At 68.6% G+C, this 15,029-nt stretch carries 15 protein-coding genes and 1 pseudogene; 7 read left to right on the top strand and 9 right to left on the bottom strand.

Going from position 1 to position 15,029, the window contains the following annotated elements:
- Positions 1–149 (bottom strand): annotated as a pseudogene (locus C8K36_RS22540) (superoxide dismutase); the annotation flags it as partial.
- Positions 150–427: 278 nt separating this feature from the next.
- Here C8K36_RS22540 and C8K36_RS22535 point away from each other — a divergent pair.
- Both C8K36_RS22535 and msrA read left to right on the top strand, forming a co-directional pair.
- Entirely contained in the window at positions 428–1,528 is a 1,101-nt protein-coding gene (locus C8K36_RS22535) for an acyltransferase family protein (RefSeq protein WP_258195557.1), read from the top strand.
- Between the two features lie 9 nt (positions 1,529–1,537).
- Positions 1,538–2,206 carry a peptide-methionine (S)-S-oxide reductase MsrA gene (msrA, locus tag C8K36_RS22530; protein ID WP_107987185.1) on the top strand — a complete coding sequence of 223 codons (669 nt, stop codon included), beginning with the start codon at positions 1,538–1,540 and terminating at the stop codon, positions 2,204–2,206.
- A gap of 91 nt (positions 2,207–2,297) precedes the next feature.
- Here the strand turns inward: msrA and C8K36_RS22525 are convergent, their stop codons facing one another.
- A complete protein-coding gene (locus C8K36_RS22525) occupies positions 2,298–3,803 on the bottom strand; it encodes an MFS transporter (RefSeq protein ID WP_107987183.1) in 1,506 nt (501 codons plus the stop codon).
- Positions 3,804–4,052: 249 nt separating this feature from the next.
- Positions 4,053–4,982 (bottom strand): LLM class F420-dependent oxidoreductase, encoded by a 930-nt coding sequence (locus tag C8K36_RS22520; protein WP_107987209.1) that lies wholly within the window; start codon positions 4,980–4,982, stop codon positions 4,053–4,055.
- A gap of 506 nt (positions 4,983–5,488) precedes the next feature.
- On the opposite strand from C8K36_RS22520, the gene C8K36_RS22515 reads away from it, so the two are divergent.
- From C8K36_RS22515 to C8K36_RS22500, 4 genes are read left to right on the top strand one after another with little or no spacing between them, the layout of a single operon-like run.
- A complete protein-coding gene (locus C8K36_RS22515) occupies positions 5,489–5,836 on the top strand; it encodes a rhodanese-like domain-containing protein (RefSeq protein ID WP_107987181.1) in 348 nt (115 codons plus the stop codon).
- Entirely contained in the window at positions 5,837–6,766 is a 930-nt protein-coding gene (locus tag C8K36_RS22510) for a DUF4328 domain-containing protein (protein WP_107987179.1), read from the top strand.
- Positions 6,763–7,527, top strand: coding sequence for a glycerophosphodiester phosphodiesterase (locus C8K36_RS22505; RefSeq protein WP_107987177.1), 765 nt, complete (start codon positions 6,763–6,765; stop codon positions 7,525–7,527). The genes C8K36_RS22510 and C8K36_RS22505 overlap by 4 nt, the downstream gene beginning before the upstream one ends.
- 33 nt (positions 7,528–7,560) lie before the next feature.
- Positions 7,561–8,475 (top strand): DUF5926 family protein, encoded by a 915-nt coding sequence (locus C8K36_RS22500; protein ID WP_107987175.1) that lies wholly within the window; start codon positions 7,561–7,563, stop codon positions 8,473–8,475.
- 65 nt (positions 8,476–8,540) lie between these two features.
- Here the strand turns inward: C8K36_RS22500 and C8K36_RS22495 are convergent, their stop codons facing one another.
- The 6 genes from C8K36_RS22495 to C8K36_RS22470 all read right to left on the bottom strand — a co-directional run bounded on the left by C8K36_RS22495 (position 8,541) and on the right by C8K36_RS22470 (position 14,172).
- Positions 8,541–9,086, bottom strand: coding sequence for a ferritin (locus C8K36_RS22495; protein ID WP_107987173.1), 546 nt, complete (start codon positions 9,084–9,086; stop codon positions 8,541–8,543).
- Between the two features lie 159 nt (positions 9,087–9,245).
- Positions 9,246–9,791 carry a ferritin gene (locus C8K36_RS22490; RefSeq protein ID WP_107987171.1) on the bottom strand — a complete coding sequence of 182 codons (546 nt, stop codon included), beginning with the start codon at positions 9,789–9,791 and terminating at the stop codon, positions 9,246–9,248.
- 63 nt (positions 9,792–9,854) lie between these two features.
- Entirely contained in the window at positions 9,855–11,201 is a 1,347-nt protein-coding gene (locus C8K36_RS22485) for an LCP family protein (protein ID WP_420910929.1), read from the bottom strand.
- Positions 11,202–11,238: 37 nt separating this feature from the next.
- The gene (locus C8K36_RS22480; RefSeq protein ID WP_107987169.1) at positions 11,239–12,057 is read right to left on the bottom strand and encodes a CPBP family intramembrane glutamic endopeptidase; all 819 of its coding nucleotides are present in this window, start codon (positions 12,055–12,057) and stop codon (positions 11,239–11,241) included.
- Between the two features lie 26 nt (positions 12,058–12,083).
- Positions 12,084–13,319, bottom strand: a complete 1,236-nt coding sequence (locus tag C8K36_RS22475; protein WP_107987167.1) for a serine hydrolase domain-containing protein — start codon at positions 13,317–13,319, stop codon at positions 12,084–12,086.
- Positions 13,320–13,410: 91 nt separating this feature from the next.
- Positions 13,411–14,172: a DUF2470 domain-containing protein gene (locus C8K36_RS22470; RefSeq protein WP_107987165.1), complete on the bottom strand. Its 762-nt coding sequence runs from the start codon at positions 14,170–14,172 to the stop codon at positions 13,411–13,413.
- Between the two features lie 135 nt (positions 14,173–14,307).
- On the opposite strand from C8K36_RS22470, the gene C8K36_RS22465 reads away from it, so the two are divergent.
- Positions 14,308–15,021, top strand: a complete 714-nt coding sequence (locus C8K36_RS22465; protein ID WP_107987163.1) for a hypothetical protein — start codon at positions 14,308–14,310, stop codon at positions 15,019–15,021.
- The last annotated feature ends 8 nt before the right edge of the window (positions 15,022–15,029 follow it).

Genomic DNA, 15,029 nt, shown 5'->3' with positions numbered 1-15,029 from the left:
AGTTCGGCGAGCTTGTCGAGGGCGGCGTTGGCGCCGGCGACGTAGGCGGCGTGGTGCTTGTCGTGGTGGAGTTCCATGATCTTGCCGGAGATGTGGGGCTCGAGGGCGGCGTAGTCGTAGGGCAGATCGGGCAGCGTGTAGACAGACACGTGAATCCCTTCTTCGCGGGCGTGACGCCCTGACGTGTGAGTTCGTGAATCGTGCGCGGGATTAACCCAATCTCATTGGTACACCGTGCGCAAGCAGACCGCTCAGGTGGGAATGCCCTCACAAAAAAGTTAGGGCACCCTGAAACTGGGGGATTCTCGGTGTGCCGGACATTACGGTCGACGGCTGAAATTGGAACGTGACGTGAACGGAACACTAATATCGAGCGGTGCCTTCCGTGACGCCCGCTCCATCCTCGGGGGCCTCGCGGGCGCCACGTGTGGAACTGACAGGGGCGAATCTCCTACGTGCGATCGCGGTGCTCGCCGTCGTCTATTCGCACATTTCCTTCTATCTCATCGACGATCTCGGCGACGGTTGGTGGCTGATCGACGGCGTCTACGCCGTGTTCGTCGAGGGGTTGGGCCTCAATCAGCACCTCTCGTTCGTCGGCGTCGCGATCTTCATGATGCTGACCGGTGCGGTCATCACCCGGTCTGCGATCCGACACTCGCCAGGCCGGTTCCTGCTCGACCGGATCGGTCGACTGCTCCCGGCATTCTGGGTCGCCATCGCGGCCGCGATCCTGCTGGTCCGCGCGGGTGTCAACGGCATGTTCAGCGGACAACCAGGCGTCTCGAATGGGGAGGCCGCGCTCAGTTTCGTGCTCGGCGGGTTCTTCCTCAAGCCCGAGGTCGCGGTCCTGGGGGTCGCTTGGACGCTGGTCGTGCAGATGCTGTTCTACCTGTACTGCGTCGCGATGCGGCCCGTGCTCCGGACGCGTCCCGTCGCCGTCCCGCTCGTCGGCGCGGCGGTCTGCGCGCTGGTGTTGCTCTACAACCTCTATGCGCCGCACCCGTACACGGTGCCGATGCTGTCGAAGGTGGCGGCGACGCTGCCGGCAGTGTTCCTCGGTCAGCTGATGTACCTGTGGTGGGCCCGGCTGTCGAACTGGCGATGGATCATCGTCGGCGTTCTCGCGCAGATCGAGGTGATCCGTCTCGCGACCGAAGTTCGGGTGTACTGGGCGGGCGACCGCTACCTGTGGACGATCACCGCGGTGACGGTGCTGGTGGTGGCGCTCGGACGGTGGCGCGGCAGCCCGACGCGCTGGGCTGTGATCCGCTGGACCGCGACACGTAGCTACGCGATCTATCTCGTCCACACCCTGATCCTGTACCGGGTGTACGAGAACGCGGTGGGGCCGTTGGGCCGGACCGGTGCGGTCGTCGTGTTCCTGGTCGTCACGGCGCTGGTGTCGGAGGTGCTGTACAGGTGGGTCGAGGTGCCCGCCGCACGGTGGCTGACCGGGCGCACCAGGCGCCCCGACTCGAGCGCCGAACAGGCCGACGACCCGGTGGCGACACGCGACCGCGCGTAGCATCGTCCTATGTCTTGGTTCGATGACCTCGTCGCCCGCGCCGGAACGAAATCCGTGATGGTTACACCGGATCAGGCGCTGCCGGGACGCGAGACCCCGATGTCGGTGCCCGACGCCCACTACGTCAACGGACACCCGTTGAAGCCCCCGTTCCCGGACGGCATGCAGTCCGTCGTCGTGGGTATGGGCTGCTTCTGGGGCGCGGAGAAGGAATTCTGGGAGCTGGACGGCGTCCACTCCACCGCCGTCGGCTACGCGGGCGGCTACACGCCCAACCCCACCTACGAAGAGGTCTGCTCGGGCCGCACGGGGCACACCGAGGTGGTGTTGGTGGTGTTCGATCCGGAGAAGATCTCGTACGAGGGCATTCTCAAGCAGTTCTGGGAGAACCACGACCCGACGCAGGGCATGCGTCAGGGCAACGATCACGGCACCCAGTACCGCTCGGTTATCTACACCGATTCGGACGAGCAGGCAGCGGCGGCGCGGGCCACCGCGGAGGCGTTCGGCAAGCGTCTGGCCGCTGCAGGCTACGGCGAGATCACCACGGAAATAGCGCCGCTCGACACCTTCTACTACGCCGAGGATTATCACCAGCAGTACCTGGCAAAGAACCCCGGCGGCTACTGCCCCGTGCACGCGACGGGGGTCAGCTGCCCGGTTGGATTGGGCGCCTGAGCTTTTCGATCAGAGTCGACGAACAGCGAACGGGCACAGAACGCGACGTGGGGCCGGTGCCGAAACGGCACCGGCCCCACGCGTGCAGCGATCAGGCTGCGGTCACCGGCTCTCGGTCAGCAGTGTCCGAAGCGGAGTCCGCTGCGACCTGCTCCGCGATCGCCTTGCGGCGGCGGTGCAGCGACAGGACCACGACGATGGCGAGTAGCGACGACGCAGCCGAGATCAGGTAGGCGATGCCGAAGCTGCCGTCCGTGTAGAAGCCGTAGCCCCCGACGACGGTGGCGACGTTGGAGTTGAGGACCGCGAACGCGATGACCGGTAGGACCGACGCGATCAGGGTCTGCGACGCCTGCACCATGCTCGACATCGATGCCTGGACCGACGGCGGCACCGAGGCGATCACCAGGTTCGGGATGGAGGCTGTGGTGGCGCCCATGCCGAGGCCGAAGAGCAGGATGCCGAAGAGGACCTCGACCTTGCCGACGTGCCAGAAAGAGGTGACCACGGACGCGACCAGCATCAGCGCAGCGCCACCGGCGAGTGTGAGGGTCGGGAACTTGGTGCGGAGGATGCGTCCGACGGCGATGCCGGCGACGACGCTGCCGACGCCCATCGGGATCTGGAGCAGGCCGACACCCTTGGCGTCCACGCCGAAGCCGTAGCCGAGGCCGAGCGCGGACGGCGTCATGCACATCATCGGGATGAGCGTCGCGTACAGCGAGATGGTGCCGTAGGCGAGGCCGGCCGACAGACAGATGCGGAGCATCGGGCCGTGACGGAAGAACCGCAGGTCGACGATCGGGTCGGTGGTGCGCAGTGCGATCGGGACCCAGATCGCAATGAGCGCGAAGCCGCCGAGGATCAGCAGCAGGGTTCCGCCGTCGGTCCATCCCCACGAGGGGCCGAAGCTGATGCCGGCCAGGATCGCGGCGAGGCCGCCACCGAGGAGTGCGCCACCGAGGTAGTCGAGGCGTGCGTTGTTACGGACGGGCGACTCGGGAGTGGTGAGCATGACCAGCGGGGCGAGCACCGCGAGGGAGATCAGCAGGAACCAGAAGAGGGAGCGGAAGCCCCACGCGTCGACCAGCACGCCGGTGATGAACGGTGCCGGGATCGTCATCAGGCCCATGCCGCCGGCCGCGATGCTGACCGCGAGCGCGAGGGTGTTGGGCGGGAAGACGTCTCGCATGAGAGAGAAGCCCAGGAACATGCAGGCGATGAGGACGCCGAACAGGCCGCGGCCGATCACGAGGACCAGGAAATTGGGTGCGGCCGCGGACATCAGGGCGCCGACGGCGGCGATGGCCATACAGATCAGGAACACTTTGCGCTTACCGTGAATGTCGGCGAGCTTGCCGGCCAGCGGGCAGGCTACTGCGGCGGCCAGCAGGTAGGCCGTCGTCACCCAAGCGACCTGGTCCGTCTGGAAATGTTCGCCGATCGGCATCATCGCGACCGCAGCCATCGTCGAACTGAGAGAGACGATCTCGAGGACGAGAGCGATCGAGACCAGCGACAGCACGAGCCGTGGGTTCCAGCCGCTTCCGAAGACGGCCCGCGGGCTGGTGGCCGCGGTGCCGAGAGTTCCTGACATGTAACGCCTTTCTGCGATGTGTGGTCCGAGTCACACGATGTGACGCCCATTACAGATGGTGCGGACGCGATCACAGATAGACCTCCCGTTGAACGGAACACTAGTTTTCGGGGAGGTGACGAAACGGCGAAGTGCACCCGCGGTCGCGCCGGGGGTGCACTTCGATATCGAGCTTCGGGAACGCAAACGCACTGTCGCCGTTGGCATGTCCGATTTGTGAAGTTGTTGGTCGGGCGTTCGTTTGTCGGCTCAGCCGAGCTGCGGGACGACCTCCGACGCGACCAGTTCGATGTGGGCGAGGTCGGCGAGATCGAGCATTTGCAGGTACACCCGCTGCGTGCCGACCTCGCGGTAGCGGCCGATCTTGTCGACGAGTTCGGCCGGGCTTCCCGCCAGTCCGTTCTCCCGAAGTTCGTCGACCTCGCGGCCGATCTTCGCCGCGCGCCGGGCGATCTCCTCGTCGGTCCGGCCGCAGCACAGCACCAGCGCATTGGAGTAGACGAGCGACTCGGGGTCGCGATCCGCGGACCGGCATGCCTCCCGAACGCGTCCGAACTGCGCGACGGTGTCGTCGATCGAGACGAACGGCAGGTTGAACTCGTCGGCGTAGCGGGCCGCCATTGCGGGGGTACGGCGCTTGCCCATGCCGCCCATCACGATCGGCGGGCGCGGCGACTGGACCGGCTTGGGGAGCGCGGGTGAGTCGACGATGGGGAAGTGCGCGCCCTCGTGGGTGAACGTCTGCCCCACCGGCGTCCCCCACAGTCCGGTGATGACCGCAAGCGATTCCTCGAGGCGGTCGAAGCGCTCACCGAGCGGCGGGAACGGGATGCCGTACGCGCTGTGCTCCTCCGCGAACCAGCCGGCGCCGAGTCCGAGTTCGATCCGGCCGCCGCTCATCGCGTCGACCTGCGCGACCGAGATCGCGAGCGGGCCGGGGTAGCGGAACGTCGCCGACGTGACGAGCGTGCCGAGGCGGATCGTCGACGTGTCGCGGGCCAGTCCCGCGAGGGTGATCCACGCGTCGGTGGGGCCGGGCAGGCCGTCGACGTTCATGGCGAGGTAGTGGTCGGACCGGAAGAAGGCGTCGTATCCGAACTGTTCTGCGGCCTTCGCCACCGCGAGGAGATCGTCGTAGGTCGCACCCTGCTGCGGTTCGGTGAAGATTCTCAGGTCCATGCAGTCCACTGTGCCCCACCTGCGAGTGTGACGTGCGTCGGAGTCGGGACGGATTCGTGGGAACCGAATCGCGTGCCCCCGCGTCAGATCAGATGTCGGGATGGGAGCGTCCCGACGAGGGGGGAGGGCCGGGCCGGGACTCAGGGTCCGGGACGTGGGCACGCGTCCCGGTGGGGGAGTTCCGGTCCGTGCCTGCTCGCGGCCGTCCGCAGGGGGGGTGGTCCACACAGGCTGTGGATGGCCGCGAGTCTCTCGGTGCACAAGTTGTCAGCAACTCACTCACAGCACGGCCTTGACCTGTGGATGACGTCCGCGACGACCACCCAAAACTGTGGATGAACCTGTGGAAACTGTGGATAACTCGCCAGTGCAAGTGGCGCAGGTCACATTTGAACACTCATTTCGGTAGTGTGATCTGCGCTACAGTCTCGGTCCGGTCACGAACCACGTTGTCGCGTAACGCCGGACGCGCCTCTTTCGACGGGGGCCGTGCCAGAATCGACGGTGTGACCACTCCGCACGTTCCTACCGTTCACCTGACGGATCTCCCGGTGGAATCCGATGAGACCGTCGTGCTGTTGGACGTGCGTGAGGACGACGAGTGGGCGCTCGGCCATGCGCCCACGGCGCAGCACATTGCGCTCGTCGATCTGCCCGCTCGGATGGACGAGATCGACATCGACGCCGAGGTGTACGTCGTCTGCCGACAGGGCGGGCGCTCGATCGTCGCCGTCGAGTTCCTCAACTCGGTGGGGTTCGACGCCTATCACGTCGACGGCGGCATGGTCGCGTGGCAGGTCGCGGGCCTACCGCTCACCTCGGACGGCGACCCCGGCACGGCGAAGATCTTCTAGATGACCGTCGTCCAGGTGTGCGCTCGGTGCGCGTCGCAGTGGCCGGTGGCCGGTGCACCCGCGCAGTGGTGCCCGCGCTGCCAGGGCGTCCTTCTCTCTCCCGTCGACACCCGCCGTCCGGCGCCGCCGTCGGGACGCAACTTCCGCTGGGTGGCGCGCAGCCCCTATCCGCCCGAGGTTCGGCGCCGCGGTCGCGCCTCGCGCGGGCCCACCCCGCGATACCGGTACATCCCGCGGTGGGGGCTCCTCGATCCGCCGCCCGAGGAGCGCGACGAGCGTGTCGGTCGCACCGAGGTGGTCGCCGATCTCGCCCCGACGCTGCTCGCATGCGCGGCCCTCGTGTTCGGTCTCGCGACCGTGGCCGAGTGCTTCCGGTACGGGCTCCTCGTGTTCAACCGCGTCCGTCTCGTCGACCCGCTCACCCTCGCGATCTCCGACGCGATGGTGTGGTCGACCCAGCTGTCCGCGCCGCTCGTCGCCGTCGCTGCAGCGTTCGCGGTTGCGTGCCGCCTGCGCGTCGAACGGGCCCGCGTGTTCGCCGAACGCGGTCTCGCCGACCCCCGCTCGCTGCGCGAGTTGCTCGTGGGCGTCCTGCTCCCCGGACTCAACCTCGTGATGCCCGGCGTGTACCTCACCGAGATCGTGGACGGTGATCGACGCCTGCGGCGCGCGGTCCGGCTCTGGTGGACGTCCTGGATCGCCGGGGGCATCCTCGTGGTGGCCAACGTGCTGTGGCGTAACCAGGATTCGCTGCAGGCCCGCGCCGACGGCGTGGTGCTGTCGGCGATCACGGCGGCCGTCGGACTCGTCACCGCCCTACTGGCACTGCTCGTGATCCGGCGGTTCGACGGACGCGACCTACTCGGACGGCCACACCGCGTCACGCGGTGGATCAACGCGTCCCGGCCGGAGGAGGCGATGGCGGGATGAGCCCCGATCGTCGTGGACCGCTGGTCGTCGCACACCGCGGCGCCTCCGCCTCCCGTCCCGAACACACCCTCGCCGCCTACGAACTGGCGCTCGCCGAGGGCGCCGACGGCCTCGAATGCGACGTCCGGCTCACCCGTGACGGCCACCTCGTGTGCGTCCACGATCGGCGGGTCGACCGCACGTCGTCCGGGAGCGGCGTGGTCAGCGAGATGACGCTGAGCTCGCTCGGTGAATTCGATTACGGCCACGGCGACGAGCCGGCCGGGCTGCTCACCCTGGCGGACCTCATCACGCTGGTCCTCGACTGGACGTCGCGGCCCACCAAGCTGTTCATCGAGACCAAGCATCCCGTCCGCTACGGCGGTCTGGTCGAGAGCAAGGTGCTCGCGGAACTGGCCCGCTTCGGCCTGGCCGCCCCCGCGTCCGCGGACCACTCGCGGGCGGTCGTGATGTCGTTCGCGGCGAGCGCGGTGTGGCGGATCCGCCGAGCGGCGCCGCTGCTCCCCACGGTCCTGCTGGGCGACGCGTCCCGTTACCTCGGGGGCGGTGCCGCCACCACCGTCGGCGCCACCGCGGTGGGCCCGTCGATCAAGACGCTGCGCGAGCACCCCGAGATCGTCGACAAGGCCGCCGCAGCGGGCCGCGCCACCTACTGCTGGACGGTCGACGACCACGAGGACGTGGCGCTGTGCAGGGAACTCGGGGTCAGCTGGGTGGCCACCAACCATCCGGGGCGCACCAAGAATTGGCTGGGCGGCTGAGGGAACCGGCGTGTCCGTGTAGGTTTTGGCCTCGTGGGTAAGAAGAGCAAGAGAAACAGTGGTCCCAAGCCGGGCAGCGCCCGCGTCGCGAAGCTCGAGCAGCGCCGCCTCGAGCGCGAGGCCGAGGTGTCCGCGCCGACCCGCCCCTTCGCGGGGCTGGCTGCCGAGTGCGACCTCGTCGCCCTGCGCGAGTTCGTGCCGTCCGCACTCGTCGAACTCCCCGTCCGCGATGCCGCCACTCCGGTGACCGCGGCCACCGTGTTGCCCGGTGCCGTCGCCGCGCTGGTGCGCGACGAGGCCGGCAGCCCCGGTCGTTACGTCGGGTTGCAGGTCCAGGCCCACACCGGTGATCCCGGTGCCGACCTCGGCGCCGCGGTGACGTGGGCGCAGGCCGCCGAAGCGGGCACCTCGCTGAGCTTCGCCGACCCCCAGGCCGACAGCCCGCGCCTGGCCGACGTCCTCATCGCCGACGTGCTCCCGAAGATCACCGTGCACCAGACCTTCGACTGGTGGATCCCGGAGGGTGTCCAGCCGGCAGCCGACGTCGCCGCGACCGTCGTGCAGGCGAATCAGGCGATCATGCCGACGGCGCGCCTCGAGGCCGACGGCGTCGTGGCCGCGTGGTGGGTGGACGCCGGTGAGAAGGCGCATCTGCGCTGGGTGCGTCCCGAGGACGAGGACACGCTGATGCTGGCGCTCGCTCGCGTTCACGCCGCGGGTGGTCTGCACCTCGGCGAGGGTTCGCGCTTCGCGGGCTCGTTCCGCACGCACGGCCTGCTCGTCCCGGTCTTCGATCTCGATCCGGAGATGCACGCCAACGAGTGGGCCGCGCCCACCGCAGAGCTGGGCGAGCGCCTCGCTGAGGCGCTGACCGTGGATGCTCCGCTGACCGTGGCCGAGCGCGGTGCCCGCGACGGCCTGCGCAGCCGCCAGGTCACTCTGCGCTGAGTTCATGACGACCGAAGGCCCCCGTCACGCGCTGTGAGTGCGTTCAGGGGGCCTTCGGCTTTTGTCTAGATCGTGCCGCCGGCGGCCGGTGGGGCGCCCGACGCGTCGACGCTGCTCATCTCGCGGGCGACGAAGTCCTCGAGGTCGAACAGGTTGGAGCCGGCGCGGTCGGCGATGGTCAGCAGCGTCGTCATGCGCGCGACCTCCTCGACCTGTTCCTTCAGGAACCACTGCATGAACTGCTCGCCCAGGTAGTCGCCGTCGTCGCGGGCCGTGCGGGCGAGGGCCACGATCTGCTCGGTGACCGCCTGCTCCTGCGCGAGGGCGAGGGCGATGGGCTCCCGGGCATCCTCGAAATGGCTGCGCGCCGGGTCGACCCCGGTGAGTTCGATCGCGATGTCCCGATCCAGGAAGTACTGGATGATCATCATCGCGTGATTGCGTTCCTCGTTGCCCTGCTTGTAGAAGTGCCGGGCCAGCTGGGGTAGATCTGCGTTGTCGAAATAGACTGCGGTCGCCAGGTACTGATGCGATGCGTTGAATTCGTTGCGGATCTGATCGTGGAGAAGTGCGTGGAATTTCGTCCGAAGGGAATCGTCTGCAGCACTCATGGATTCACGATATAGCTGATCAGATCGAACTGTCATCCAAGTGGAACCTAATTAAGCCTAGTATTGCCTCAATTAGCGTTGCCTATATTGGGCAGGTTGTCCGGCAGTTCCGTTTCGCTGCAATTGCCGGGGAAAATCGGCAATTGCAGCGGGCCGATTTCAGGCGTTCGCGCCGGCGATTCGGGGAGCCGTGGAGTCCGCCTTCACCGCGGAGCTCATCTCGCGGGCCACGAAGTCCTCGACGTTGAAGTAGTTGTCCCCGGCGCGATCGACGATGGTCAGCAGCGTCGTCATGCTCGCAACCTCCTCGACCTGTTCCTTGAGGAACCACTGGACGAATTGCTCACCGAGGTAGTCGCCGGTGTCGCGGGCCGTGCGTGCGAGGCGAGTGACCTGCTCGGTCACCTTCTTCTCCTGTGCGAGGGCGAGGGCGACGGGTGCGCGCACCGACTCGAACTCCGTGACGACGGCGTCGACGCCGGGCACTGTCACCGGCAGGTCGTTGTCGATGAGGTACTGGATCATCATCATCGCGTGATCGCGTTCCTCGCCGGCCTGACGATAGAAGCGCCCGGCCAGCTGTGGCAGATCGTGCGAATCGAAGTAGACGGCGACCGCGGTGTACTGCTGCGAGGCGGTGAATTCGTTACGGATCTGGGCCTGCAACAGTTGATGGAACTCGCTCGTGTGCGCCACTTCAGTCATGGCGGAAACATTACCGTCCGCATTGCCGCTGTAGTGACGGCGATGTCACTACAGCGACGAGCATCACGGTGTGCCGGTGAGCAGACTCGACGGAATCTGTCGATCATTTGCAAGCGCGTCGAAGAATTCGGACGCTCTTTCCCGATCCCACAAGAGAACGTCACCCCATCCGCCGACGACGTCGAATCCGCCGACCGGCACGGTCGTGGTCACCATCTTGCCGCGCAGCGCCCACGCGAGCCCGGCGAGATTCCACAGGTGGTCGCCGTCGTCGACCTGCAACGAATCGGCCGTTTTCGTCATCATCGGCCACAGGCGCAACGGGTTGATCAGCGTGGTGGGGGATGTCGTCTTCTCGAGCAGCGCGCTCATGAACGCTCGCTGGTTGTTCATGCGGTCCAGGTCGGCCATCGCCGTCGCCCGGCTACGGACGAAGCCGAGGGCCTCCGGGCCCGACAGATCCTGACAGCCTTCCTGCAGGTTGATGCCCGCGAGCGGGTCGTCGATGGGATAAGGCACGCACATGTTGACGCCGCCGAGGGCGTCGACGATGCCGGCGAATCCACCGAAACCGATCTCGGCGTAGTGGTCGATGCGTAGGCCGGTCGCTTCCTCGACCGTCTGCACCAGCAACTGCTCGCCGTCGGGCTCCGAGAACGCCGCGTTGATCTTGCCGCGGCCCATGCCGGGGATGTTGACGTACGAGTCCCGGGGAATCGAGACCATCGTGGTCGCGCCGCTCTTGGGCACGTGGATCAGCATGATCGTGTCGGTGCGTTTGCCGTCGATGTCGCCGCCGCCGGAGAGTTCGCGATCCTGCTCGGCGGACAGTCCGGCACGGCTGTCCGAGCCGACGAGTAGCCAGTTGGTGCCCGGGGTGTCGGCGACCCGGCCGGGATAGTCGGCGAGGGCGTCGACGCGGTTCAGCTTGGTGTCGAGGAACACCACACCGCCCACGGACGCCACCAGGAGCACGACGAGGGTGAGCGCGACGCGCCGCAGCCAGGTCCCGCGCCGGCGAGGCCGTCGCTGCTTGGGGGGCTCGGCGGGAGCGGCCGGGGGTCTCGGCGGCGGGGGGTTACGTGGCGGCGGCGGGACGCGACGCGGTTCGGCGTATGGCCGCGGCGTCTGCGTGGGCGCGTGCCCAGGGCCGCGGTGCTGGCCGCCCTGACCCTGCGAGTACGCCTCCGGCTCCGGCGCCTGCGACCAGGCGCGGGCTGGTGCCGGGCGCTGGGTGGGGCCACCGGATCGGCCGTCGCGACGGATGACCTGGGTGCCCTCGGGGTTGTGCGGGGGCCGCTGCGGCGGGGGGCCGCCGCGACGGGGCGGCGGTGGAACGTTGCGCGGCGGCTGGGGCCGACCGCGTTGCGGCGGGCCCGGCTGACGTCTGTCGGGGGTCTCGCCGTTCACGACATCCGAGAATACGCACGATAACGGCGAGTGGGGGTCACGGCAGCCACGACAGGTGCCCTCGGAGCAGTGCGTAGCCCACGAACGCGACGGTGTCGATCAGGGCGTGCGCGATCACCAGCGGCCACAGTTTGCCCGTGCGCTGCCAGTAGCGGCCGAAGATCAGACCCATCAGGATGTTGCCGAGACCGCCACCGAGTCCCTGGTAGAGGTGGTAGCTGCCGCGCAACAGCGCCGACGCCAGCAGTGACGAGTTCTCGCTCCAGCCGAGCCGGCGCAGCCGCGAGATCAGGTACGCGACCACCAGAATTTCCTCGGCAGCCGAGTTCGCGATCGCCCACAGCACCAGCACCGGCAGACGCCACCAGTGATCGTCGATGGTGCTCGGCATCACCGTGAGATTCATGTCGAGTGCGACCGCGGTGAGATAGAACGCCAGCCCGGGCAGCCCGATCAGGGCGGCGAGCCCGACACCGGGGAGGATCCCGTCGCGCAGTCCGGTCCGGCCGAGCCCGATCCGGCGGGGTCCGAGGCCGCTGCGCCACAACAGATACAACCCGAGCGCCGCCCACGCCGCGAGCTTGACGACGCCGAGTAGTTGCCGGGCCAGATCGATGAACGACTGCGTCGACCGGGACGGGTTGAGCGCGACCGCCTGCTCGGACAGGCCGCCCGGCTGCAGCGCCGACTCGAGCAGCGACAGCGCGCTGTAGACGCCGTTGAGTCCGAACGTGACCAGCAGGACGATCGTGATCTCGAACCACAGCGCGCGTCGTTCACGGGCGTCGAGCAGTGGCGCGGGCGGTGTCGGCGAGGAGGGGCGCAGCCACGAGTCGACGGTCGTGCGGGTGATCACCCCGCCGACGCTAGCCGCAATCCGCGTCAGAGGTGGTGGGCGAGCGATTCGGCGCGGGCACCGAGGCTGGGCAGCCGCAGGTCCGCGAACGGTGTCAGCGCGTTGCCGAGCCGGTTCGTCACGAACGCCACCGACAGACCGGTCTCCGGGTCCGCGAACGCGCCGGAACCGCCCATGCCGTAGTGCCCGAAGGCGCCCGAGTGCTGTGTGCGGGCTGCGACCAGTGCCGCGTGGTAGCCGAGGCGCCAGTTCATCCGGATGCCGAGCACGTAGTCGCGGGCCCGGGTCTGCACCTCGCTCAACTGGGCGAGCGTGTCGGGTTCGAGGAACCGGAGGCCGTCGACGACGCCGTCGTTCGCGAACGCCGCATACATGCGGGCCAGCGCGCGGGCGCTGAACACCCCGTTCCAGCCGGGCATCACGAAGTCGTGGATCGTCGGATCGCGCACCAGCATGTCGAAGCCCTCGGGCATGCCGGCGTCGGCGATGTCCTTCAGCCGCGGCAGCAGCGACAGCGTCATGGACGTCAGCCCCCACGGCACCCCGTACGGGTTGATGTGCGGAAACACCTTCGCGATGCGGCCCTTCTCGGACTCGGGGACCTGGAACCAGAACTCGGGGATGCCGAGCGGTTCGGCGATCTCGGTGCGCACCAGTTCCGTGAACGACTTGCCTGACGCCCGCGCGGTCAGTTCCGCGATGAGCGAGCCGTAGGTGACCGCGTGATAGCCGGGCATCCTGGTGCGCCGCGGGTCCGGGACGGCGGCGGCGAGGGCGGCGGTGACCCGGTCGTGGTCGAGCAGTGCGAGACGGCCCGGGACCAGGCCGCGGATCCGGTGCAGTCCGGCGCGATGGCTGAGCAGTTCGCGGACGGTGATCGCGTCCTTGCCGGCCTCACCGAACTCGGGCCAGTACGACGCGACGGGGGTGTCGTAATCGATGAGCCCGCGCTGCGCGAGGCGGTGCAGGACGGTGCTGGCGACGCCCTTGCCGGTCGAGAACGACAGCGTGACGGTCTCGGAGTCCCACTTGCGGATCGGCGACGCCCAGCCTGCCCACACGTCGAGGACGGGCCGGCCGTGCAGATACACGGAAAGGGCCCCGCCGCCGTCGCGGGCGCGATGGAACAGGTGGAAGAACTGGGTGGCGAGCGCCTCGAAGCGCGGGTCGACCAGCATCGTCGTCGGTGGTCGATACACCGTCTTGCCGGGCTTCCGGCGGGGCTTCCCGCCCGAGGCACGACGCGGTACTGCGGCAGTCATCTCCAGCGAACTTCCGAAGTCTGTCGAGATCGCCCGATGCGACCTCGGTGCTTACCTGTAGAACAGCCCGAGTGTGACGGTGATTCCGCGATCAGGGCCGCGCGCGCAGTCCGTTCACGAACGGGCAGCCGACGAGGACCCGCAGCGCCCGGCCCAGGGCGAGGGCGTCGTCGACCGGTTCGGTGAAGTCGAGGCGCACGTCGTGGTCGCCGCCGGCACCCTCGATCCGCAGGCGCACCCCGTACCGGTCGATGCCGAGCGGGCGCACCCGGCCGGTGCGCAGCACCGACGGCAGACGCCTGGCCAGCATCTCGACGAGGTCGGCGTGATCCTCATCGAGGTGCTGCAGCCACTCGGTCTCGACGTCCCAGAACGGGTCGGGGGTGGCGCCGAGCAGGTCTTCGACGGCGACGGACTCGGCCCCGCTGCTGTCGGCGACGACGGCCGACGCGAGGTGCAGCTTCAGTAGGGCGGCGCCGTGGCCGAGGTCGAGCAGCGCCGGGTGCGGGTTCTCGGCGGCGACGGCGTCGGCGAGCTGTCGTGCCTGCTCGTCGGGCACTGCGACGAGGTTGCCGCGCAGCCACACGAGCGATCGGACCGGTTCCCGCAGCGTGAGGGGTGCGAGGTCGGTGAGTTCGAGGAGCGCGGGCAGACCACCCGGCCCGGACTGCCAGGCCAGCGCAGTCGCCGCCGAGTCGGACGGGGCGACGAGGACCGCGGTGCCGTCGGCGCGCAGATGATGCAGGGAGGTGACGACCGGGTCGGTGCCGGCGACGGCCAGGACGGCGTCGGTGGCCCGCGCGCTCGCGCTGCGCATCCGTTCGGCGGTGGACGGTCCGGTGGTGCGGGTCATGGCGGCATCCTTCGGTTCGTGTGACGCGGGATGAAGCAGCAAGTGAGGTAAACCTAAGCTAATTCCTTGGGGGCGTCGCGGCAACCCCTCGGCTCGGAATCGAGAGTTTCCGCCGGTCCGGGCTAACGTGGTGGTGTGTCGATCCCTGTATCCCTGTCGATGCCGGCCCTTCCGTCGCGCAACAGCGCGCCGCGGCCGCTTGTCGCGGGGCTGCTCCACCAGCGGCGAGAGGCCGCCGTCCCGACCGTTGTCCGGGACGCCGTCACCACCGGTCACCCCGTCGTGGCCGCGTCGGTGCTGACGGCCGCCGTCGGAACCGACGCCGACGCCGGTGCCGTGATCGTCGAACTCGACGTCGCACCACGGGCGCTGCAGAGCGCGATCGACCACCGTGCCGTCCGCTACCACGTGGACTGCCCGCCCGAACAGATCGAGGACGCCGTCGATCTGCGCCTGTCTGCGCCGGTCGCCGTCTTCGTGACGCCCGACGACTCCGTCGCGACGCTCGCCGAATCGGCGCAGCTTCTTGCCGATGCCGGGCACAGCCCGGGCCTGATCGCGGGACAGCCCGTCGAGGCCGTCGCCGATTTCCTCGCGGTCCTCACCCACACCTCCGTCGGGTTCGTCGCCCGCGCGAACGACGGCGCCGAGGTGCTCGCGCTGCTCGCCGGCACCGTCGCGTCGCTGCGCGGCGACGACGTCCGGGCCGCTCTCGCGGCTCCGGATCTCGCGGCACTGGCCGCGCTCATCCCGGACGCCGCCGAGGCCGTGCGCGGCGTGCTGCTCGGCATCGAGGTCCCCGACCCGCACGAGGTCGACCGCGTGCTCGCCGACGCCGGTCTGCTGTAACGGAACCG

It is taken from the genome of Rhodococcus sp. OK519, assembly GCF_003051005.1.
GTDB lineage: Bacteria > Actinomycetota > Actinomycetes > Mycobacteriales > Mycobacteriaceae > Prescottella.
The sequence above is the reverse complement of the archived record's forward strand: the minus strand, read 5'-3'. Positions and strand labels throughout refer to the sequence as shown.